Genomic DNA, 18,880 nt, shown 5'->3' on the forward strand with positions numbered 1-18,880 from the left:
GCGGGCGAGGTTGAGCGGTTGCGGTCGGAAATTGCGCGTTACGAGGGTGGGGCATTGAAACAGGTTTGCGACCATCTCAACGGGCAAAACGAAACCCTGCGCGTCCAGTTGGCCTTGCTGAACCCTGCGCGAAACGAATACTGCAAGGAATGCGGCAGCCTGGCTCTTTCGTGGTTTTCGCAGATCACCACCGGTACCAGCGGCATCCAAAACGGTCGCCTGCGAACCGACGACGTTACCTGCCAATTCGTGCTTGGTTGTGAAAACTGTTCCGAAACCCTGCGAGTTGTGAGCGCCGACACCTTCGCCAATCGCCTGAACGCCAACACCGCACACGCCACCACCAAGGACGCTGACCAATGAGCCAGGCGAACGAACGCGCTCCTTACCAGCGCCAAGGCGACGACATGGACCTGCCGGCCGGCAAGACCTGCGCCGATTGCGTGCATTGCCGCCGCTGCACAATGATGTTCGGGCACATTCCCGAAGATGAGTCGTGTGACTGGGCGCCGTCGCGCTTCACGCCGAAAGCCATCGTAGAGCCGGCCAGTCAGGAGAGCGCGCAATGAGCACCACGCAAGCCGAAAAGCCAATCAAGCGCACCCTGTTACAGCGCCTGTTCCGTGGCGGCCTTGGGCGTCCACTGGTCAATCTTTGGATCGAGACGCGCGAGAACGGTGATGGACAGACCACCACCGACACCAAGCTGAATCTTGGCCGCTATACGGTTCTGCACTGGGAGAGCATCAAGACGGACATGGATCAATTCGACCGAAGCTAGATAGGAACCTGCGCCATGCCCACCGGAAAAGCACGGAAAGTGAAACCAGCCACACCAGCGGCAGAAAGGCCGATTGAGTGGCCGCGCGCCGACCCGGCCGCGTTGGACCAGTTCGACCCGGCGACCAAGACCTGTACCATGAATTGCGGACCGCACGGGCTCGATCCGCGCAGCCGCAAGGAACGGCTATTCCTGTGCGATGACTGCGACTGCCACGCGGCCCCTCACGAACTGAAAGGAAGCCCTACCATGGATCGAAAAGAGTTCTTAGCCTTTGCCAATGAGCAAGGCATGCTCAACCCCAGCGTAAAGCTGACGGCGCACTGCATGCAGGCCCTGGCGCGTTACCGCACGGCCCGCGAGGCCTTCCTTGAAGGTGACGACGATGCCCCGGATGCGCGGGAACGTCTGGACTTTCTCCGCCTGGCGAGCGTGGATTTTGCCAATGCAATGGACGCGGAAATACGTGTTCAGAACGCGCACTTAGAGCCCTAAAAGGAATTCCCCCCTATCCTGGGTTGAGCCCACCACCGCCGGGAGCCGTGCCATGCGTGAGACTGCACCGCCGTTTGATCCGCAACCGCCCGAGGTGCTGCAAGCGCGCCTGGAGCATGCCCATCTGCAAATCATCAACCTGATGAACGATTGCCCGGATGGCGTTAGCCACGACCGCGCGGTGTATTACGGCATGGCCCAGGGCCTGCTGTCGGCGCTGTTCCTGACTGGGAGCATCAGCGCGCTGGATTACGAGCTGCGCCGCGCCGGACTGGAAGCCGAATATGCCTGGGGCAACGAAGACGACCCGCAATGACCTGCCAACAATTCGCACAGACAGAAAGGAACCCCCGTCAAAATGAGTACGACCATGACCATGACCAAGCCCATTACCCTTAGTGCTGCCTTGGTGGGCCGCGTCAAGTTCAACGTCCGCCAAGAAATCGAGGCGCTGCGCACGATGCCGGCCGCACCTGGGATGTATTACCGTGCCGAAATCAATGGGCGCCTTCGCCTGATGGAAGGCTTGGGCCTGATCGATGCGGCCGAAGCGCAGACGCTGGGCGAGCTGGCCGACGCAGCGCAGCAGGAAGGCGAAGAGGCGCACTGACCGCGCGTTACGCGTAACGGCGTTTATGTTCAAAGCCCCAACGAATTACTAAACCGCCAGAGATAAACGATATGACAAAGACACTCATGGAAGCCCCACGGCTTGAATCAACGCCTTGCGCGTACTGTACTGCCACTGGGCTGCGTGCTGGCGTGGATTGCCCCCGCTGCCACGGTCTCGGATCGTTCCTGACCAAACGCGGCCGAGCTGCTCGCGCCTACATGCGCACCCTGCTGGAAAAGCCTGGTGCATCGGTAGTCGTGGGCGATGTGGTGTGGTTCCCGGTTGGGGGCTTGAAGGTCGCCACTGCTGTGCTCCGCGTGGAGCTGGACGTAGGCCCAACCCGTCGCGTTCGACTGCATGGCAAGCGCCGCAAGACTGACGAAGACATTGCCTTTACCGTCGCCACGGGTGGCGTGGTGGATCTGGCGTATACCCCTCAAGAGCTTGAAGAGGTCCGGGCCAAGGTCGAGGCGTACCAAGCAACACTGGCCAAAACCGGCGAGGTATCAAAGCGCCCCCGCTCCCTTGCCCGAGTCCTCAAGCGCGCCGCGTAAATGACGCAAAGGCACCAAAGAGCTATAACGCTTTGGCGCTTTAGAGTTGGCCCTACGGCCATTCGGGCCGACCGAACATAAGGCGTAGGGCATGAGCGAAGTATTAGCGGTGCGTGAAAGTGATCTAGTAATGCGCGACCTGGCGCAGGCGAAAACATCCGTTATCGAAGCTCAGCGGGTGCTGATCGTCGGCGCCAACTCTATCCCCAAGCTGCTGGTCGAGCTGAACACCAGCCTGGCCGACTTGGGTTATGTGTGCGTGCCGATCCAGCCCGCGCAAGGCCTGTACAAGACGTTTGCGGATCTGCTGGAGTGTCCATCGCTGGCGCCGCTGTTGAGCGCCACGGAAGTGGTGTCTGATGCGCCAGACATTGAGCTTGATCCGCCTCCTGCCGATGATGAAGAGTTGATCCAGGCAGAAAACCAGATCATCGCCTTAGAGGAATCCCTGGCGCTTTCGCGCAATGCGACAGAGCCCGTCGCCGTCGATTCCTTGTCCGCCCCGGTTGAAGTGTGGAAGCTCGACATGAGCAAGCCGATCAACTGGAAGCTGGGCGATGTCTTCCAGGACAATCCCCGTATCACCCTCCCCCACAAGTGCCGCAAGTGGATTCTCGACTCGTTGGATATCTCCGACTTGGCGAACCTGAGCGGGATGGACGTTCAAATCAGAAGCCCGAACACAACCACCACTGAGTTGCTGACTCTCAAGCAGTTCATGGCTCAGTACGTGTTCCATTCTCGCCCGGTCGCCGAGCAAAGCGCCGCCGAGTAACCCCGTTTCGACGCCTCAAAATATGGGCTTGCATACCACTATGTAGGCCCGTATTTATGCCCCTCAATGCCATAGAACAAGCCCGGAGCACCGCGAGGCTGTTACAGCTACGCGCGCCGCTGCTGTCGGGCAGTCTCAGTCCCATCGAACAAGCGCGCGCTACGGCCGAATCAGTCGACTTGCACGCCGCACTGCTGGACGCCATCCCAGTAGAAGCGCCAAAGCCCCTAAACGCTTTAGAGTTAATGCGCTTTAGTGCTGAGCTTCTGACGGTGCGCGCCAACCTGGAAGCCGGAAAGCTCAGCCCGATTGAACAGGTCCGGGCCAGCGCCCGAGGCCTGGAGCTGCGCGGCTTGCTGGGCTCTGCTCGACGCCCAACGCGGCGCCGACAAGCCACGCCAGACAGCGCCATTCGACTGCTGATCACGGACAGGATCGTGCAGAAAAACGGCGGCGTGCTTGTTACCGGCAACTCGCTTGCGCTGTCGGCCTATGCCTCGGCCTACATGGATCAGGCCAAGTTCACCATGACGCCTGCCGGCCTGCTATTCACCAAGGCTCAGGCGCGGGCGGCAATGGCACTGCCAACCACGCAAGAAATCCTACCGTCTAGCGCAGTGCTCTACACCTACGCCGATCCCGCTGGCGTGTCAGTCGCGTTCAAGGGCGACATTTCCGGGATTGCCCGCGACTTGCCGAACCTGAAAAGCTTGATGGCGCAGGCATGGGGGCCGGAGAAATTCCGCGCCGTGTTTGGTGAGGATGCAACGCCCGCCGACGTACAGGCCTACCAGGATGAACAGGCCGCCATTGCACAGCGCAAGGCCGCCACTGCCGCCGCTGAGATTGAAAAGGCTGGCGCACCACAACGGGAAAAGGATGCGACTGAGGCGCAGGCCAAGGCAAACGCCGAAGAGTTGGCGCGTATCCAGGCCGAGCAGGATCAAGCGAGTCGCGAGGACTTCGCAAAGACCATCGGCGCCGGCAAGGCAGAAAACCCGATTTATCAAGCCTACCTGGACACCCTGGAGGAACTGCCAACCTATGAGGCTGGTAACTCGGCATTCCTTGGCTGGGCGACCCTCCGAGCAGGCGAGTTTGAACGCCTGAGCAAAGGCCGCGTATCGAGCGACAGGGAAGGGCATTTGGCCTATGTGCGCGAATGGGCGGATGCGCACCTATCGGAGCGTGTGAGGGCTGCAAGGGCTCACAGCGCCCCGTTGGAAATCACCACAGAGACGCCAGACGCAACGATTGAAGGCGCCAGCGACGAGCAGCTACAGGCGAAGCTGTTGGCAGTGGCCAAGGACTTCTATCGCGGCTTAAGCCATGCCACCAAAGATATCGCCCGCCGCCTGGAAAAAGGCACCTACGACCGTCCCGACGCCATCAAGGCGCTCAAGCAGAACCGCGATTACCTGATTGAGCGTGTGAAAGCCTCTGCTGAGTGGGATGCCGACATGATGGCGCGCATGGGCCGCCAGTACGGCGATAAGTCTGTGGCCGAGCTGGAAGCGATTCATGAGGGCATGGGCGGAGAAATCCGCGGCATGCAAAGCGACCGTGAAATGAACGGTGGCGGGCGGCGCACTGGCCCAGCCGTGGCCAATGAAGCCGCGCGCGGAATGGGCCAGCACCGCTTGGAGCTGGGAATTTACATCAAGGCTCGCAAAGAGGCCGAGTCGGTACCGGTGCCGGCGGTCAACGATCCAGTCATTGATCAGCCAGCCGTGCAGGGCGTGCCAGACGCGCAGCACCAAATCATTGAGTACACCACGAAGAAGGACAAGGTTCTGCGCGGGATCATCCGCACGGACCTGACCAAGGACGAAGCCAAGGCTATCGACCCGTACACCTGGCGCATGAACGGCGGCTACTTCATTCGCGAGAAGCACCTGGAGGGCGAAACCGCACACATTCAGGCTGCGCCGGCGCCGGTGGTGCTGTCGCCCGAGCAGCAAGCCGAGAAAGCCGCCACTGACGAACGCCAGGCCGAAGAGCGCCGCCAGAAGGCACTCGGTAGCCAAGTCGAGAAGCTGCGCGCAGTGGCGGACAAGGCCGTTGAGAGTGGCCAGGCTGGCATGGGCCAGGACCGAAACACAAACACCGCCAGGCGCGCCGGCATGGCCGCCAGCGCCATCGCGAAGGCCGCCGCCAACCACGCGGACGGCCGGACACTCAACAACATCGCGGACGCCATTGAAGTCGGCGCCGCTGGCCTGCTGACCAAACTCAGCAGCCGCGCACAACTGGAAGAGCTGCAAAGAGCCCTGCGCCTGGCGCAGTACGAAACGGATAGACGCCTGAGCTACAGCGAGCAACTGAAACGCAAAGGCCGCCCGGTCGACGACAACGACCTCAAGAACGTCACCATGCCGAGCCAGGTAACGTGGGCGAGCCGCTTCCGTGATGCGGCCAACGCCGTCAAGAAGCACAGCCCTGACGGCAATATGCGTCTGATCGCCGCGTTGAACAAAATCGGTACCCGATCCGAACAGTTCACGATGAACACTGAGGACGCGGCCATTACCCGCCGGGCAAACGCCTTGCTCAAGGGCACCAGGGATTCGCATCTACTCCAAGACCCTATGGAGAGCCTGGCCCGTCTGGATCGCCTGGCGCGCATGGGGATCACTGACGCCGCGACGTTGCGCGAAGCCACGCGCGAGCTGTTGCCGCATATGGCTGCAAAGACCGAAGAAAGCGCGGTCAAAAAAGCTGAGCGGGCAATCATTGGCCAAAAGGTCGGTATCGACTTTTTCCCAACGCCTGCCAGCGTGGCGCAACGCATGGCCCGCCTGGCGGGTATCACCAAGGGCACACGAGTACTTGAGCCGAGCGCCGGCAACGGCAACCTGGCGGACGCTGCAAAGGCCGACGGCGGGGAAGTGGACGTAATCGAGATATCCAGCCAACTGCGCGACATCCTCACGGCCAAGGGGTACACGGTTGTCGCTCATGACTTTGACGGCTTCACGCCCGATCAGACGTATGAGGCGATCCTGATGAATCCGCCTTTCTCCCAGCGCCGGGATGCGGCACACATCATGCGCGCCTTTGGAATGCTCGCCACTGGCGGGCGCCTGGTAGCCATTGCAGGGGAGGGCGTGTTCTTTGGTACCGACCAGAAGGCTGTCGCTTTCCGCGAATGGCTGGACACTCACAACGCCACCGTTGAGAAGCTGGACGGCGGCACTTTCAAGGACAAAGACCTGTTGGCGCAAACCGGCGCAAACGCCCGAATTATCGTCCTCAAAAAGTAGGCCCACAGAGCGCGAAAACCATGCAAACCCCCGCCAAAAACGGGGGTTTTTCGCACTTAACATCATTTCTGAAACGAATCGGGCGCAGCCCACCATCATCAGAAATGAGGTAACACATGCCTACGAATACTTACGCGCCCGACTCCGGTTTGGGTGAGGTTGCGGCCAAGGTCGGTTCTTTGGTCGGTGCCGCTCGCGGCAATGGCAACATGCTCGACAGCCTCAGCGCTACCGCTCAGGACGTGGTGAAGAACGCCGTAGCTGACGCGAAAAACCTGCTGCCTGATCGCATGGCGCGCCTGCTCGACCAGATCGACGGCGACGGCAACCGCGCCCTGGCTGTTTCCAGCCTGCTGGACGGTATCGCCAACTTCGAACGCCGTTGTGGCTTCACCCCGTCCGCTGACATGCTCGACGCCGTAATCTCCCAGGCGGAAAACCTGGCTGACGGCAAAAGCTCCCTGGTACTGCCGCACGGCACCACCCTGGACAGCATCAGCACCAACAACGCATCGGCCACCCTGTCGCACCAACCAAACCGCATCGCGGTTGCCATCACCGGCGGCCTGAGCGAGGCGATTCCGTTCGGCGCTTACCTGCCGTCCGACCTCAGCTCCAACGAATCGAAGCTGGCCATCATCACTTCGATTGCTGGCTCCAACTTCGGCGCGTACAGCGCTGGCGACATCATCGACGGTACCGCTGGCGGCCGTGAATACACCCGCTCTGAGCGTGTTGTTGACGTGGTTGTTGACGGCGCACGCACTGGCGGTACCTTCGCCATCAAATCGCAAGTTGGCGGCGCTGGCACCACTGTGCCGCTGTTGCGCAATCGCACCTCGATTGTTGTGAACGGCTTCCCGGTCGCTTTCGAGCAAACCAACAACTCCGGTACCGCCACCTCGCTGATTTCCGGCCAGTTCAAGGTCGGTGCTCAGGATTACGTTATCAACGGTAGCGTCAACGTCACCACCGGCGCCGGCACCCTGACGTTTGCCCCAGCCTTGGCTGCCGATATCGACGTAGAAGCGCAAGGCTTCATCGATTTTGAAGCCAAGCCTGAGCTGGCGCCGAACATCGGCACCATCGCACAGAGCTACAGCCTGTATTGCGCCCCGACTCGCCTGATCATGCAGGCCACCCCGGATTCGCGCAGCCAGTCCCAATCGGAACTGGGCGCCGACCGCCTGACCATCGCTGTACAGGCCGCCCGCACTCAACTGGCCAACGAGCGTTATATCTCCGCGCTGCACAAGGTCCGCAAGCTGGCCAAGAACACCAGCCGCACCTACGACTTCAACGCCGCCGAGCAACTGTTGCAGAAAACCCGTGCGCAAGGCTGGCGCGACTTCGGCGCGTTCGTGGCCGCTGTTGACCAGGACGTTGCCAACCAGACCATGGAATTCGGTCTGAGCTTCATGTACGTCGGCGAAATCGGTATGGCTCAGTTCCTGTCGATGGACAAGACCGACTTCGTATCGTCCGGCGTGGCGGCGAAGCCTGGTATCTGGCGTGTAGGCCGTTACAAGGACAAGTTCGACGTTTACTACACCCCGTATGTCGTCGAAGAAACTGACACCGATATCGAAATCCTCTGCATCGGCCGCTCGCCGCAAGTCGCGCGTAACCCGATTGTCTTCTCGGACGCGGTATCCCCGACCCTGATCCCGCTGGCGGTGAACTCGGATCTGAAAACCGGCGCGGCGCTGTTCTCCCGCCAGTTGACCGAAGTGAACCCGCACAAGCAATCCGCACTGGGTTGCGCGCTGATCACCGTTAAAAACGTGTTCGCACTGGGCTAATAGGGGGCTGTCATGGCTGCGAAAAAAGGCACTACAGCAGCGGCTAAACCCGCTGCCGCTAAACCCGCAGCGGCCCCCAAGGTTCTGGAGGCTGCGGAGAAATCCGCAGTCGCTCCAGGCGATGGCGCGCCTGCTGACAGCACCGGTACCGAGAGCGAAGCGGCCAAGGTCGCGCGCGAAACGGAAGAACAGCTTTTGAACGATGCGCATGAAGAGGCTATGCGCCTGAATCAGGAGTGGGACCAAGAGACTGCACGCGTTCTGGCTGAGCATATGAGCCTGCTGGAAGACGAAGCCATGGCTGAGGACCAGGAGCGCACCGAACGCCTCAAAACCACGCAAACCACTGCCGAAGAGGGCGCCGACGGTGCCGTAACTTTGACCGTGTGGACGCTCCCTGAAATCAGCGAATTTCCGGCCACTGTCACCCTGGAAAACCACACACGCAACCGCGTTCCGGTAGCAGGCGCGAACCTCGTGCTTGCCCCATACGAGCAGGTTGCAGTCGAGGTGACTCAGGAGCAGTTCGCCAAGCTCGCCAAATCGCTGAGCAGCAGTGCACGGGCGCACAAGTGGGACAACCTCAAAGGCTTGCAGGTGAAATATGACCGTAAAGATTGATCGAAACGCTGGCAGTGCCCCGCGCCCTCTTGTTGAGGTGTTCGTGGCTGGCCAGTCGTACCCGTTCTTGGCGACTTTGGCGCACAAGAGCACCAAACCATTGGTTGTCCCGTCTTCGGGCATCAATACCCCGATTGCACCAGGTGAGCCGGTCAAGGTGAAGGTCAAGAGCTTTGATCAGGCTTGGATGCTGGTCACGGACCTGGCCGAGCTGGCGCACCGCGCTGACAACGATGTCCCCGACTTTGCCGAGCTGGTAGCGGCGGAAGTGGTGGACGAAGCGCCGGCCCCAGTCGAGGCGCCAACTCCTGCCGACGCTAAAGGCAGCAAGGCCAAAGCCCAGGAGGCTAAGTAAATGAGCATTCCTTTTTCTCGGTCCATTGATAAGCGTTCGGGCGTCCAGCTCAACCAAATCAATGACATGTCGGAAATGCCGAGTGTCAGCACCGTGGCGCACAACATGGCTATTACTGGCCGGTTTGCTCGTGGACGCATCGACAAGGTATTTGCGGTATCGCGCAACAAGCTCAAACGCACCTTGGGCGCCGCTCAGTCGCTGTCGGTAAGCGCGCTGGGTGAGCCCTACGTGCATATCTACGAAGCCTTGAAGAACGGCACGGTGCAGGCCATCGTTTCCCGCCTGGTGAGTGCGGACGCAGAAAACAAGATCATGGTGGCCACCGCCGCCGTCGCTCCCGCAGAAGGCCAGCCAGCCCCAACCGTTTGGACCCTGGTGGACGAAGAGACGGGCGCCACCGGTTCCTACCTGATCGCCATCAAGCACTTGGAATGCTTCTCGGACGGCGTGAAGGCTGAGATTCATGCGGACGCCGCCAAGGATGATGCGGGCGCTCCTACCGCTTCCAAAATCATCGTGCTGCAACTGCGCGACGTGGCCACCAACGAAATCGTCCTGGGTCCATACAAGGGCTCCCTCGATCCGGCGGCGCTCGATGAGTTCAATCAGAGCTATTTCATCGGCGATGTGGTGGCGCAGTACACCGACCTGTTGCAAGTGGTCGACGTTCACGCTGACGCTTCGGTCCCAGCCACCTGTGTGTTCTATGGCAAGAAGGACAACAAAGACGCCTTCGCTTCGGCCGCTTTGAACTACTTCACCGAAGGCCCGACGCTGTACACCACCGACGACCTGGACGCGGCGTGTGACCGAATCAAGCGTTCTAAGCCGACTTTCACCTACATCGGCGCCGGCGGTACCGAAAGTGTGGCGTTGATTTCTCGCCTGCTGGAACTGGGTAAGGAAATCAACAAGCAAGTGGCTTGGGATATCACGGGGCGCTTCACTCCAGAAGCGGCGGGCATCTTCTACGCCTCGGTTGGTGGTGCCACAGACAGCCTGTACAGCCAGTGCTATTGGGCGCCGATCAGCGCTACCAACCCAGCAGTGGGCGGCAAGGCCTTCATGGGTACCTCTGGCCTGAACATCGGCCTGCGCTGCGCACGCAACGCTCAGACCAACGCCAAGGGCATCGCCCCGCGTAACGTCGTGATTGCGGGCAGTGATTACGCCGTCAGCCGTACCAACATGGTGCAGACCTACGAGCCATCGGACGATGAGCTTGAGCTGTTGGCTGCCAGCCGAATCAACCCGGTTCTGTTCAAGGATTACGCCAGCGGTGGCAAATACGCCTGGATCGATTCCTTGACCGGCGCGCAGACCGAAGGCGCCACCAAGCTGATCGCGGTTGTGGAAATGGCTACCTACGTCGACGACACCATTGCATCGGCCGCTCAGGAAGCGTTGCAGAAGCCAATGGCCAAGGCGATTGCCAAAACCACCAAGTTCGTCGCGACCTTCCTGGAAGCGCTGCAATCGGCGGAATGGCTGCAACCGAGCAAGGAACTCGACGGTGCCTGCTACTCGGCCACCATCCAGGCGAATGAAAACCAGCCATTCGAGAAAATGAACATCGACACTTCGATCTGCTACGACGGTACGGCTCGCATCATCGTTCAACAGCAATCGATCGTTCGCACTTAAGGGGTATCACATGGAAAATCTACTCAAACACGTACTCGCCACGGGCGCGGCACTCAACAAGGCCTACGCGGCGCCGGCTCTGATTCCTCAGCAGCCGCAAGTGCCAAATCAGGAGCTGAACCCCCTTGCGGCGGCCATGCTTGACGCTGTGAAGCCGGAGAACGCCCCGGCCGCCATGATCACCGACGAAATGCGCCAGGATGCCGTGGCCATCGTCCAGGAGTGGGCTGAGTCCGAGCTGGAAGCGGGCGAAGGCTTTGGTGATCGTCTTTACGCCCTGGTGGTCGGCACTGCCACCGCCGGCGATGAAGAAATGACCGAAGACGAAGCCGAATATGCCGCTTCCTTGGCCGAGCTGGTGGGCGACTACCTGGAAGGCAAGGGCATCGACGCGGCCGACGTGGATTCGCTGTTGAGCGACGATCCGTCGTTTGACAATGACGTGGCTTCCCGCATCCATGATGCGCTGTTGGACAAGCTGCCGCAGGGCGAAGACGCCATGCTTGACGACGCCGACAAGTTTGTCAGCGGCAACGACGACGAAATGCTTGATGCCGTTTACAAGAAGGTTATGGCCGTTCGTCACGGTAAAAAGGTTCGCATCAAGAAGCGCATCAGCGGTCACGTTCGACTGACTGGCGCGCAGAAAGCGGCCGTTCGCAAGATGCAGCACAAAGCCTTCTCGGGTGCCGCGAAGATGAAACGCGCCAAGTCCATGCGCATGCGTCAACGCATCCTCGGTAAGTAAAAAATGGCTGACTTTAGCTTTGACAGCTTAGGCAAAACAGTTTCCTCAAGCATCAAGGGTGTGACCGCGACTGTTGCCGGGAGCACGTCCAACCAGGTGCTAGGGTCAGCCACCAAATTCGTAGGGGACGGCGCCGCTGGCGCCGCTTCTGGCATCCTCAAAGCGGGGGTGTCGTCGCTTGATGGCCTGGTGGGCGGCAAAGCCAACCGCGAGGCGCTGACAGGCGCAGTCAGCACCGTGTCCGGCACGGTGGCGGATCTTTGGTCCGGCAAAACTACCGTGGGCGCGGTCTACGACCAGGCATCCGAAAAGGTGATGGGCCTGGTGGATGGCGTCAAGGGTGGCGATCCGAGCGCCGTCGTTGGCAACATCATGGGGAGCGTGGGCGAGTACTTGCCGGGGTTCAAAACGCTCAGTTCTGACCTGGGCGGCGACTGGGGCCGCCTTTCTCCTTTGCTGCTGGCGCGGCTGTTCGTCTGTAACGCCAAAGGGGTAGCCGATATCCGGGAGTTCGCCGGCGTGTTCGGGGCGATGAAAGAGGGCTCCCTTGAGATACAGCAAAATTGGCAATCGCCTTTTGAGAACACTGGCCCTGAGACAAAGGCGCCCGCGCTGGCCGGCATGCTGCAATCGGGTTCATTGGTGCCGGTTCTAAACGCGCTACAGGCGATTTCCCCATTCAAGGAGGGCGCGATATCGGACGGCCTCAATGGGGGCTCCGACAAGCTCAAGAGCATCATGCGCGACCTTGAGGGGCGCACAGGCATCACCAAACTGAATTCGCGTCAGGTGTTTTCTGGCATGCCACCGATGAAAGTGAACTTCACGCTGCATTTCCGGGCGTTGAGCGATGCGCTTACCGAGGTCGAGGCGCCACTGACGCGTTTGCTTGAGTGGGTGTTCCCCCAAGAGCTGGCGGAAGACGGAATACTGTCGGAAGTGCTGAAAACCACGAACAGCGTTGAGTCGTTTATTCAGGCGTTGTTTCCATCCACGGCGCCCAAGCTGCTGGGCTTCACCTACGCCGGCCGTACCTGGTCGCCGATGGTGATCGAGAACGTGAGTTTTCCGCTCGACTCGCCGAAGAATTCCCAAGGCCACTTTATCGATCTGCCGGTGCAGGTATCCATGGCCACGCTCACCGCGCTGGACCGCCCGGATATCCGCCGTTTCTTTGGTCGCTGACAGACCGAAAACCCTGCAAACCCCGCCCCGGAGCGGGGTTTTTTACGTGTGACGATTGCCCGGAGTGATCCATTCTCCAGAGGTGACGTATGACAGTTAGCAGCATGGCGGTATTGAGCCGCACGTTTCAAAACACCAACGATATCGGGGCCAAAGCTGTCCAGGCGGACGCCACCCTGGTGATTGACGGTTACGAGGACATGGTATTGCTGTTCAAGCAATTCCCTTGGCCTGTGGCCACTGTTGGCGCCGTGATTGAGTACTTCGGCCCCCTTGGCCAGAAAATGGGCCAGGCGAGCCAGGTCAAGACCATGCAGGAAGGCCCGGTAGCGATCTATGAGACGCGCACCAACAAAGCGGGCGAGTTCCTGAAACAACTGCTCGCAGACGGCGGCGAGTTCAACGGCACCGTCTACGCCGGGCGTCCGGACGACTACACCCGCAAAGAAGGCGTGAAAAAGGGCATCCTGGTTGTGGATACCCCGGATCGTGACTGGGAGAACGATACGCAGGTGCTCCTGCTGTCCGGCACCATGACGTTCCACTGGTTTGCGAATCAGTAATCATGAAAATCAGCCAATTAGTTGACCAGTTCCTTGCTGATCTGCCGATTGGCTGTGTGCTGACGGAAGAGCAGATAACCCGCCATCTGCGGGATGCAGTGCGCCAATACTGCGGGTATGCCCGACTGACCAGCGCTCAGTCACTCGACACCGTGCATAGCGACCTCTACACCCCTGGCGATTCACCGACGGCTGTGGACGTTGACCTGACGCATAGCGAACTGGCAATCATCCGGCCGCTGTGGCTGCTGTACATCGAGAACGAAAACGCCTTGGCGCTGGAAGCTTCCAGGAGCCAAGGGGCGGATCCTTTTGGGCGCAACTCGTCCGAGGTCAAGCAGTCGATCCTCGACTACGAGGGAAGCCTGCCCCGACTGACATTCGTTTATGAAGTGAGGTCGATTTAATGGCCAACATCTTCGAACGGCTGGCGTTCCAGGGGCTGGGCTCCATCACTCCCAAGCTGGGCTTGAGTAGCAGCCTGCTCAAGTACACCAGCACCGCCCGAAACCTGCTCAGCGGCAACCTGAGCGGCGCCGCCAATAGCTGGATGGACAATAAATTCGGGCGTAACAACACGTTCTCCGAAGGCGGCAACATCATTCTGGCGGGCCAGTCCTGGGACACCGTAATCCAGATGTTCGAAGAGGCGTCGAGCGTCAAGCGCGAGCGCGCGAACCTGTGGCATGTCGCGGTCGATCCGGTGGGCAAAGTCTCCGCGCCGCGCGTCAACCTGCTGGCCACTGAGGTTTCGTTTAACAGCGTCCAGCTTGGCTATGAGCCGATCAAGATCGGTTCGGGCTTCACGCAGGCGCCTACGGGCGCCGAGCCGACTGAGCTTCGCCTGGTCTGCTACGACGTGGACGGGGAAATCCAAACCTGGATGGGTCGCCTCGCAATGCTGGCTGCTCACCCGGACGGCACCTTTGGCGTGCCGTCGGACTACGCCAACACCATCACCGTCACCCACGGCGCCGTTGAAGAAGGCAAAGGGTATTCCAAAAGCTGGGTACTCCTACCGGTGTCGTGCGAAGTCAACCTTTCGCGCAGCACTGACGAATTCACCGCGCTCAACCTGTCATTCACTCAACACGACACCTTTGGAGGGTTATGAAGTACATCAGCCCCGTAAACACGCGCCGCGTATCCGTCGAAATGTCGGAACTGCTCATTGAGGACGTGGAAAAGCTTTGCGAAATCCCGGCCATCTACGAGCAACGCACCGCCAGCGAGCTGCTACGCCGCGTCTGCAAACCGATCGATCGTCCGGGCGCGGTGGCGGATCCCCGTTTCTGGTCGGTGAACGAGCGAATTTTTGTGATCGGCAACTACATGGCCGCTACCCGCTCCGATGGTCCCGACTTCCCGGTGGGTGATGAAACGCATGGGGGGCACTTTAGCGACTACCTGCTGGCTGGCGCCGATTACGTGGCCGACATTCCGTTCACGTTTGACGGCATCACCTGGCTCTACAGCCCGTTACTGGGCTACCAGGCCGAGGTTATCGAAGCGCTGATAGCCGGCGGCGCCTACAAGGCGACCGATTTCAGTTGGTGGTGTGCGGCCATGGCGGCGTGTTTGCGGGCGGCGGACGAAGAGCCGGTGGTCTACGTCGACGACGCCAGCTATGAGGCTGCGTTGGTGGAGCGCATCACCCCCCTTCGCAAGCTGGCCGAGTCGCAGTTTGTCGGGCTGTTCCATGCCTTCTTGGACGCACAGCAGCAGGCGGCGCACCTGGTGCATGCAATCACCAGTTCCTTCGGTGTGGTGGCGGCCCCTGTCTCCGAGCGTGCAGAGGGGGCGCCAGAGTTAGCACCGGCCTGCTTTCCTGCCCATACCTGCATCAGCCGCGGAGCGCGTGCAGTTATGGGAATCGTATAACGACGTCCGCGCCGAGCTGGCGCTGTACTTCGGGCAAGACCTGATACAGGCCGGAAAGCTCACCGAAACGCGCGTTCGCCACCTGTTCGACAGTAAGCCATTTGGCAATTGGAAGAGTGGGCGTGAGAACGAAAACAAGGTAGTCCAGGCAGTGCTGAGTCGTCTGGACGCGATCATTAAATCAACGGGCAACGTGGCGCAGATCATCGCCAAAAAAGGCGTCTGAAGTGCGCAAACCGGCCACGGAAGGCTGGCACAAAGCCATAGACAATATCGGTAATGAACCATGACTAGATGGGAAAACGATATGGCCGCTGACGTGCAGCGATTCATGGATACACCCTTTGCCAAGATGGGCATCGGGATCGCGCAGGCAGTGGCTGGCGCGATGATTATCGGCATTGGCAGCAGCATGACTACCAAGCTCGACAACATCCAGAACACAGTAAACCAGGGCACACAAAACATGGCCCTGGTGCAGCGTGATGTCCGATTGCTGGAAGCGACGACCGCCGAACTCCGCACCGAGCAAGTATCGGGCGAAAAGCGGATTTCTCGCTTGGAATTCAAGGCTGAGCAGATGGAAAAGGACCGCGCCAATGACCGCAAGTAAGGCCGCCCCGCCGGCGACACTCAAGGACTTGCTTCGCCAGAAGTTCAAGCCACACAACAAACAAATCTTCGCTGTCTGCCTGGTGCTCGATGCCCTTATGGCGCTCATGACGCTGTACAGCGATAACCCGCCGTTTGACCCCATCGTCTACAGCGCCCTTTCCGCCATCGTGAAGGCCGCCAACCTCGGCCTTCACTACCTCAGCAAAGCCATTCAAGAGGAAGACCCCGATGCAGCAGCTCAGTAGACCGACCACCGCCACCGTGGCCGATATCGACATTCTGGCGCGCACGTTGTGGGGCGAGGCCCGTGGCGAGAGCCAAGCCGGCATGGAAGCCGTAGCGTGGACCATCCGTAACCGGGTGTTCGATGGCAAGGCTAAATCCTGGTGGGGCGAAGGCTATGCCGGTGTGTGCCAGAAGCCTTGGCAGTTCAGTTGCTGGAACGCCAACGATCCGAATTCGCCTTATCTGCGTGGTGCCAAGCCGATCCCGGCCGGCGAATACAAGAAGGCGCTGGCTGCGGCCACTGCGGTGGTGAATGGTTCGGTACCGGATCCAACCGGGGGCGCGACCCACTACTACGCGACCACCATGCCGAAGCCGCCGACCTGGGTGAAGGGCGCCACGCAGACGCTCAAGCTTGGGCATCACGTCTTTTTCAAGAACGTCCCATGAGCGGCTGGCGCCAGTTGTCTCCCGTGCTGGCCAGCGCCAACGAGGACCGTTTAGTTTTTGAGTGCCCTGGCTGCAAGGTCAAGCACGGTATTCAGCACGGTCCCGGTACCGGGCCACGCTGGTGCTGGAATGGCAGCGCAGAAAAGCCGACCTTCACGCCTTCGGTTCTGGTGACGTGGAGCGAGCCAAGCGACAACCCTGGCGAATTTGACGACACCTCAAAGGATATTAAGAGGGTCTGCCATTCGTTCGTCACCGACGGCCGCATTCAATTCTTGAGCGATTGCACTCACGCCCTGGCCGGTCAAACGGTGGATCTGCCGGATTGGAAGGACGACAGCCAATGACCACCACCAGCAACATTCTGGCCGCGACTTTGTTTCTGATCATTGGTGTGTGTGTTGGCGCTTACCAGGGGTACGGGCACTACCAGCCGTTACTGGATGCAGCCAATCGCGAGCTGGCCATGGCCACCACCGGCCGCAACAACCTGGAAGCGTTGGCCGCCGAACAAGGCCAGAAGCTGGGGGAGTTGGTTCTACGTGGGAGCGAGCGCGAGGAATTGGCCAAGAAAGCACAGACCGAGGCGCGCGATAAGGCCCAGCCAGTCTATGCCGAGGCCAATCGGTTACTGCGGGAGCGAACTGGTGGTGATCCGTGCTCAGCGGCAACGGTGGTGATTGACCAGGAGCTTTTCGGACAATGAAAATCCTGCTCATTGGTGCGCTGTTGTTGCTGGCGGGTTGTGCCGGGCAGGCGCCAGAAGTCCGCACCGTGCGCGTAGGAGTGCCGGTGCCTGTTCCGTGCCGCGTGCCTGTGGTGAAAGAGCCAGTCTTTGCAACGATTGGGCTCAAGAAAACAGATTCACTTGAGGTGAAAGTGCGCGCCTTGCTGGCTGAGCGTAAGCAACGGATCGGCTACGAAAGCGAGCTGTTAGCGTCCCTGTCAGCGTGTCAGTGACCAAGCGGCGAGCACCGTGGCGACGTGTTTCGTCGCCATAGGGTGCCCAACATAGTCAACGGCAAGGCGTTACAACCCCGGGCCTTTTTTTATGCGTGAGCGCTCGCCATGGGTTGTCTTGGCGCGGCTCTCTTTTCGATGTACGAGGGCGCTATGCTGCGCTCCATCACGTACTTGGCCCAACGATCCATCAGCGGACGCCGACGCTCCAGCAGGTTGCCCCGGTTGTAGGAGCGAGTGGTGGCGTTACCCACGGCGTGAGACAGTGCAACCTCACACAGATCGGACGGAAACTTGGTTTTCTCGGCGGCCCAGGTGCGGAATGTCGAGCGGAACCCGTGCGGTGTGCTGCTTTCCCCGTAGCGAATCAGCACGCGGCGCATGGCGTTGTTCGGCATGATCGCCTCAAGGCTGCGGTTCGGGAAAATATACTTGCTCTTACCCCGCGTATGTACGTCCTTGAGCACGGTCATAGCCGCATCGCTCAGGGGGATTTGGTGCTCCTGGCGGTTCTTCATCCGCGCCGCTGGAATATTCCACGTCTTGGTTTCAAAATCGATTTCGTCCCACTCGGCGCCCATTGCTTCGCCACTGCGGCAAGCTGTCAATATTACGAATTGTAGGCAGCGTGCGGCGCGGGTGACATCGCCCTCCAATTTCTCCATAAAGTTGGGCAGACGGGAGTAGGGCATGGACTCCAGGTGAGTCGGTTCGGGGATTGTCCGCGACAGAATGTTTTGCAGATGGCCGCGCCAGCGTGCCGGGTTATCCCCGGAACGGTTGCCGCGCGTCTTTGCGAAGTCGAGCACCAGTTCTATGCGGTTACGCACGCGCCGGGCCGATTCTGGCAATTCACGCCAAATAGGATCGAGCACCGACACCACAGCGTCGGTGTCCACGTCCTCTACGGGCATGAGGCCAATAATGGGGAAAACATGATCGCGCAGTGAGCTGAACCATTGGGCCGCGTGCTTTTCCGACCAGCCATGCTTATAGCGCTCAATCCTTTCGAGTGCTTCGTCCTGGAAGGTGATGGTTTTCTTGGCTTGCTGGCGCTTTTCTTCCAGCGGATCAATACCGTTGTTGATCTGCACCCGTAACTCCAGGCATGCAGCACGAGCGTCCGCCAGCGACACGAGCGGGAACGAGCCCAAACCCTTGTCGTGGCGTTTGCCGTTGAGCTGGTAGCGGAAGGTCCAGGATTTAGCGCCAGTCGGTGACACTTTCAGGAATAAACCGTTCTTATCCTGATACGTGGCCGGGATGGTTATGTTTTGAATAGCTTTCTGCGTGAGAGCCATGTCGATTACCTTTTATGCGCGATTTTGTAGGGTGCTGCCTTTCGAT

The 18,880-nt window shown here is 60.0% G+C and carries 27 protein-coding genes; 26 read left to right on the plus strand and 1 reads right to left on the minus strand.

Going from position 1 to position 18,880, the window contains the following annotated elements; genetic code table 11:
- The 26 genes from K0F88_RS31040 to K0F88_RS31165 all read left to right on the plus strand — a co-directional run.
- Nucleotides 1-363, plus strand: a 363-nt coding sequence (locus K0F88_RS31040) for a hypothetical protein (RefSeq protein ID WP_219097717.1), incomplete at its 5' end; no start/stop codon positions are given.
- Complete coding sequence (locus tag K0F88_RS31045; protein ID WP_219097718.1) at nucleotides 360-569, plus strand: hypothetical protein; 210 nt, start codon at nucleotides 360-362, stop codon at nucleotides 567-569. The genes K0F88_RS31040 and K0F88_RS31045, both read left to right, overlap by 4 nt.
- Nucleotides 566-781 (plus strand): hypothetical protein, encoded by a 216-nt coding sequence (locus tag K0F88_RS31050; protein WP_219097719.1) that lies wholly within the window; start codon nucleotides 566-568, stop codon nucleotides 779-781. Before K0F88_RS31045 ends, K0F88_RS31050 begins: the two co-directional genes overlap by 4 nt.
- Nucleotides 782-796: 15 nt before the next feature.
- Entirely contained in the window at nucleotides 797-1,276 is a 480-nt protein-coding gene (locus tag K0F88_RS31055; protein WP_219097720.1) for a hypothetical protein, read from the plus strand.
- A gap of 52 nt (nucleotides 1,277-1,328) precedes the next feature.
- Nucleotides 1,329-1,592: a hypothetical protein gene (locus tag K0F88_RS31060; protein WP_219097721.1), complete on the plus strand. Its 264-nt coding sequence runs from the start codon at nucleotides 1,329-1,331 to the stop codon at nucleotides 1,590-1,592.
- Nucleotides 1,593-1,646: 54 nt separating this feature from the next.
- Complete coding sequence (locus K0F88_RS31065) at nucleotides 1,647-1,886, plus strand: hypothetical protein (RefSeq protein ID WP_219097722.1); 240 nt, start codon at nucleotides 1,647-1,649, stop codon at nucleotides 1,884-1,886.
- A gap of 71 nt (nucleotides 1,887-1,957) precedes the next feature.
- Entirely contained in the window at nucleotides 1,958-2,443 is a 486-nt protein-coding gene (locus K0F88_RS31070) for a hypothetical protein (protein ID WP_219097723.1), read from the plus strand.
- A 91-nt stretch (nucleotides 2,444-2,534) separates the two neighbouring features.
- A complete protein-coding gene (locus K0F88_RS31075) occupies nucleotides 2,535-3,218 on the plus strand; it encodes a hypothetical protein (protein WP_219097724.1) in 684 nt (227 codons plus the stop codon).
- A gap of 245 nt (nucleotides 3,219-3,463) precedes the next feature.
- Nucleotides 3,464-6,481 (plus strand): hypothetical protein, encoded by a 3,018-nt coding sequence (locus tag K0F88_RS31080; RefSeq protein WP_219097725.1) that lies wholly within the window; start codon nucleotides 3,464-3,466, stop codon nucleotides 6,479-6,481.
- A gap of 116 nt (nucleotides 6,482-6,597) precedes the next feature.
- Nucleotides 6,598-8,283: a hypothetical protein gene (locus K0F88_RS31085; RefSeq protein ID WP_219097727.1), complete on the plus strand. Its 1,686-nt coding sequence runs from the start codon at nucleotides 6,598-6,600 to the stop codon at nucleotides 8,281-8,283.
- Between the two features lie 12 nt (nucleotides 8,284-8,295).
- Nucleotides 8,296-8,904: a hypothetical protein gene (locus K0F88_RS31090; protein ID WP_219097728.1), complete on the plus strand. Its 609-nt coding sequence runs from the start codon at nucleotides 8,296-8,298 to the stop codon at nucleotides 8,902-8,904.
- On the plus strand, nucleotides 8,888-9,259 hold the full coding sequence (locus K0F88_RS31095) for a hypothetical protein (RefSeq protein WP_219097729.1): 372 nt from the start codon (nucleotides 8,888-8,890) through the stop codon (nucleotides 9,257-9,259). Before K0F88_RS31090 ends, K0F88_RS31095 begins: the two co-directional genes overlap by 17 nt.
- Nucleotides 9,260-10,906, plus strand: coding sequence for a hypothetical protein (locus K0F88_RS31100; protein WP_219097731.1), 1,647 nt, complete (start codon nucleotides 9,260-9,262; stop codon nucleotides 10,904-10,906).
- A 10-nt stretch (nucleotides 10,907-10,916) separates the two neighbouring features.
- Entirely contained in the window at nucleotides 10,917-11,654 is a 738-nt protein-coding gene (locus K0F88_RS31105; RefSeq protein WP_219097733.1) for a hypothetical protein, read from the plus strand.
- 3 nt (nucleotides 11,655-11,657) lie between these two features.
- Nucleotides 11,658-12,839 (plus strand): hypothetical protein, encoded by a 1,182-nt coding sequence (locus tag K0F88_RS31110; protein ID WP_219097734.1) that lies wholly within the window; start codon nucleotides 11,658-11,660, stop codon nucleotides 12,837-12,839.
- 89 nt (nucleotides 12,840-12,928) lie between these two features.
- Nucleotides 12,929-13,402: a hypothetical protein gene (locus K0F88_RS31115; protein WP_219097737.1), complete on the plus strand. Its 474-nt coding sequence runs from the start codon at nucleotides 12,929-12,931 to the stop codon at nucleotides 13,400-13,402.
- Nucleotides 13,403-13,404: 2 nt separating this feature from the next.
- The gene (locus tag K0F88_RS31120) at nucleotides 13,405-13,809 is read left to right on the plus strand and encodes a hypothetical protein (protein ID WP_219097739.1); all 405 of its coding nucleotides are present in this window, start codon (nucleotides 13,405-13,407) and stop codon (nucleotides 13,807-13,809) included.
- A complete protein-coding gene (locus tag K0F88_RS31125; RefSeq protein ID WP_219097742.1) occupies nucleotides 13,809-14,516 on the plus strand; it encodes a hypothetical protein in 708 nt (235 codons plus the stop codon). The genes K0F88_RS31120 and K0F88_RS31125 overlap by 1 nt, the downstream gene beginning before the upstream one ends.
- Nucleotides 14,513-15,283 (plus strand): hypothetical protein, encoded by a 771-nt coding sequence (locus K0F88_RS31130; protein ID WP_219097744.1) that lies wholly within the window; start codon nucleotides 14,513-14,515, stop codon nucleotides 15,281-15,283. The genes K0F88_RS31125 and K0F88_RS31130 overlap by 4 nt, the downstream gene beginning before the upstream one ends.
- Nucleotides 15,261-15,509 (plus strand): hypothetical protein, encoded by a 249-nt coding sequence (locus tag K0F88_RS31135; protein ID WP_219097745.1) that lies wholly within the window; start codon nucleotides 15,261-15,263, stop codon nucleotides 15,507-15,509. The genes K0F88_RS31130 and K0F88_RS31135 overlap by 23 nt, the downstream gene beginning before the upstream one ends.
- A gap of 81 nt (nucleotides 15,510-15,590) precedes the next feature.
- On the plus strand, nucleotides 15,591-15,896 hold the full coding sequence (locus tag K0F88_RS31140) for a hypothetical protein (protein WP_219097746.1): 306 nt from the start codon (nucleotides 15,591-15,593) through the stop codon (nucleotides 15,894-15,896).
- Nucleotides 15,883-16,143 carry a hypothetical protein gene (locus K0F88_RS31145; RefSeq protein ID WP_219097747.1) on the plus strand — a complete coding sequence of 87 codons (261 nt, stop codon included), beginning with the start codon at nucleotides 15,883-15,885 and terminating at the stop codon, nucleotides 16,141-16,143. Before K0F88_RS31140 ends, K0F88_RS31145 begins: the two co-directional genes overlap by 14 nt.
- Entirely contained in the window at nucleotides 16,127-16,573 is a 447-nt protein-coding gene (locus tag K0F88_RS31150) for a cell wall hydrolase (protein ID WP_219097748.1), read from the plus strand. Before K0F88_RS31145 ends, K0F88_RS31150 begins: the two co-directional genes overlap by 17 nt.
- Nucleotides 16,570-16,920 (plus strand): DUF6527 family protein, encoded by a 351-nt coding sequence (locus K0F88_RS31155; protein WP_219097749.1) that lies wholly within the window; start codon nucleotides 16,570-16,572, stop codon nucleotides 16,918-16,920. The genes K0F88_RS31150 and K0F88_RS31155 overlap by 4 nt, the downstream gene beginning before the upstream one ends.
- Nucleotides 16,917-17,279 (plus strand): hypothetical protein, encoded by a 363-nt coding sequence (locus K0F88_RS31160; protein WP_219097750.1) that lies wholly within the window; start codon nucleotides 16,917-16,919, stop codon nucleotides 17,277-17,279. The genes K0F88_RS31155 and K0F88_RS31160 overlap by 4 nt, the downstream gene beginning before the upstream one ends.
- Nucleotides 17,276-17,533, plus strand: a complete 258-nt coding sequence (locus K0F88_RS31165; protein ID WP_219097751.1) for a hypothetical protein — start codon at nucleotides 17,276-17,278, stop codon at nucleotides 17,531-17,533. Before K0F88_RS31160 ends, K0F88_RS31165 begins: the two co-directional genes overlap by 4 nt.
- A gap of 89 nt (nucleotides 17,534-17,622) precedes the next feature.
- Here the strand turns inward: K0F88_RS31165 and K0F88_RS31170 are convergent, their stop codons facing one another.
- The gene (locus K0F88_RS31170; RefSeq protein ID WP_219097752.1) at nucleotides 17,623-18,834 is read right to left on the minus strand and encodes an integrase arm-type DNA-binding domain-containing protein; all 1,212 of its coding nucleotides are present in this window, start codon (nucleotides 18,832-18,834) and stop codon (nucleotides 17,623-17,625) included.
- Nucleotides 18,835-18,880 lie beyond the last annotated feature (46 nt).

The organism is Pseudomonas sp. UMAB-40, assembly GCF_900095275.1.
Taxonomy (GTDB): domain Bacteria; phylum Pseudomonadota; class Gammaproteobacteria; order Pseudomonadales; family Pseudomonadaceae; genus Aquipseudomonas; species Aquipseudomonas mandelii_B.

What these genes read in the sequence shown, in the direction of transcription:
- K0F88_RS31045 (WP_219097718.1), top strand. Translation starts at nt 360, where the DNA reads ATGAGCCAGGCGAACGAACGCGCTCCTTACCAGCGCCAAGGCGACGAC.
- K0F88_RS31050 (WP_219097719.1), top strand. Translation starts at nt 566, where the DNA reads ATGAGCACCACGCAAGCCGAAAAGCCAATCAAGCGCACCCTGTTACAG.
- K0F88_RS31055 (WP_219097720.1), top strand. Translation starts at nt 797, where the DNA reads ATGCCCACCGGAAAAGCACGGAAAGTGAAACCAGCCACACCAGCGGCA.
- K0F88_RS31060 (WP_219097721.1), top strand. Translation starts at nt 1,329, where the DNA reads ATGCGTGAGACTGCACCGCCGTTTGATCCGCAACCGCCCGAGGTGCTG.
- K0F88_RS31065 (WP_219097722.1), top strand. Translation starts at nt 1,647, where the DNA reads ATGACCATGACCAAGCCCATTACCCTTAGTGCTGCCTTGGTGGGCCGC.
- K0F88_RS31070 (WP_219097723.1), top strand. Translation starts at nt 1,958, where the DNA reads ATGACAAAGACACTCATGGAAGCCCCACGGCTTGAATCAACGCCTTGC.
- K0F88_RS31075 (WP_219097724.1), top strand. Translation starts at nt 2,535, where the DNA reads ATGAGCGAAGTATTAGCGGTGCGTGAAAGTGATCTAGTAATGCGCGAC.
- K0F88_RS31080 (WP_219097725.1), top strand. Translation starts at nt 3,464, where the DNA reads ATGCGCTTTAGTGCTGAGCTTCTGACGGTGCGCGCCAACCTGGAAGCC.
- K0F88_RS31085 (WP_219097727.1), top strand. Translation starts at nt 6,598, where the DNA reads ATGCCTACGAATACTTACGCGCCCGACTCCGGTTTGGGTGAGGTTGCG.
- K0F88_RS31090 (WP_219097728.1), top strand. Translation starts at nt 8,296, where the DNA reads ATGGCTGCGAAAAAAGGCACTACAGCAGCGGCTAAACCCGCTGCCGCT.
- K0F88_RS31095 (WP_219097729.1), top strand. Translation starts at nt 8,888, where the DNA reads ATGACCGTAAAGATTGATCGAAACGCTGGCAGTGCCCCGCGCCCTCTT.
- K0F88_RS31100 (WP_219097731.1), top strand. Translation starts at nt 9,260, where the DNA reads ATGAGCATTCCTTTTTCTCGGTCCATTGATAAGCGTTCGGGCGTCCAG.
- K0F88_RS31105 (WP_219097733.1), top strand. Translation starts at nt 10,917, where the DNA reads ATGGAAAATCTACTCAAACACGTACTCGCCACGGGCGCGGCACTCAAC.
- K0F88_RS31110 (WP_219097734.1), top strand. Translation starts at nt 11,658, where the DNA reads ATGGCTGACTTTAGCTTTGACAGCTTAGGCAAAACAGTTTCCTCAAGC.
- K0F88_RS31115 (WP_219097737.1), top strand. Translation starts at nt 12,929, where the DNA reads ATGACAGTTAGCAGCATGGCGGTATTGAGCCGCACGTTTCAAAACACC.
- K0F88_RS31120 (WP_219097739.1), top strand. Translation starts at nt 13,405, where the DNA reads ATGAAAATCAGCCAATTAGTTGACCAGTTCCTTGCTGATCTGCCGATT.
- K0F88_RS31125 (WP_219097742.1), top strand. Translation starts at nt 13,809, where the DNA reads ATGGCCAACATCTTCGAACGGCTGGCGTTCCAGGGGCTGGGCTCCATC.
- K0F88_RS31130 (WP_219097744.1), top strand. Translation starts at nt 14,513, where the DNA reads ATGAAGTACATCAGCCCCGTAAACACGCGCCGCGTATCCGTCGAAATG.
- K0F88_RS31140 (WP_219097746.1), top strand. Translation starts at nt 15,591, where the DNA reads ATGGCCGCTGACGTGCAGCGATTCATGGATACACCCTTTGCCAAGATG.
- K0F88_RS31145 (WP_219097747.1), top strand. Translation starts at nt 15,883, where the DNA reads ATGACCGCAAGTAAGGCCGCCCCGCCGGCGACACTCAAGGACTTGCTT.
- K0F88_RS31150 (WP_219097748.1), top strand. Translation starts at nt 16,127, where the DNA reads ATGCAGCAGCTCAGTAGACCGACCACCGCCACCGTGGCCGATATCGAC.
- K0F88_RS31155 (WP_219097749.1), top strand. Translation starts at nt 16,570, where the DNA reads ATGAGCGGCTGGCGCCAGTTGTCTCCCGTGCTGGCCAGCGCCAACGAG.
- K0F88_RS31160 (WP_219097750.1), top strand. Translation starts at nt 16,917, where the DNA reads ATGACCACCACCAGCAACATTCTGGCCGCGACTTTGTTTCTGATCATT.
- K0F88_RS31165 (WP_219097751.1), top strand. Translation starts at nt 17,276, where the DNA reads ATGAAAATCCTGCTCATTGGTGCGCTGTTGTTGCTGGCGGGTTGTGCC.
- K0F88_RS31170 (WP_219097752.1), bottom strand. Translation starts at nt 18,834, where the DNA reads ATGGCTCTCACGCAGAAAGCTATTCAAAACATAACCATCCCGGCCACG.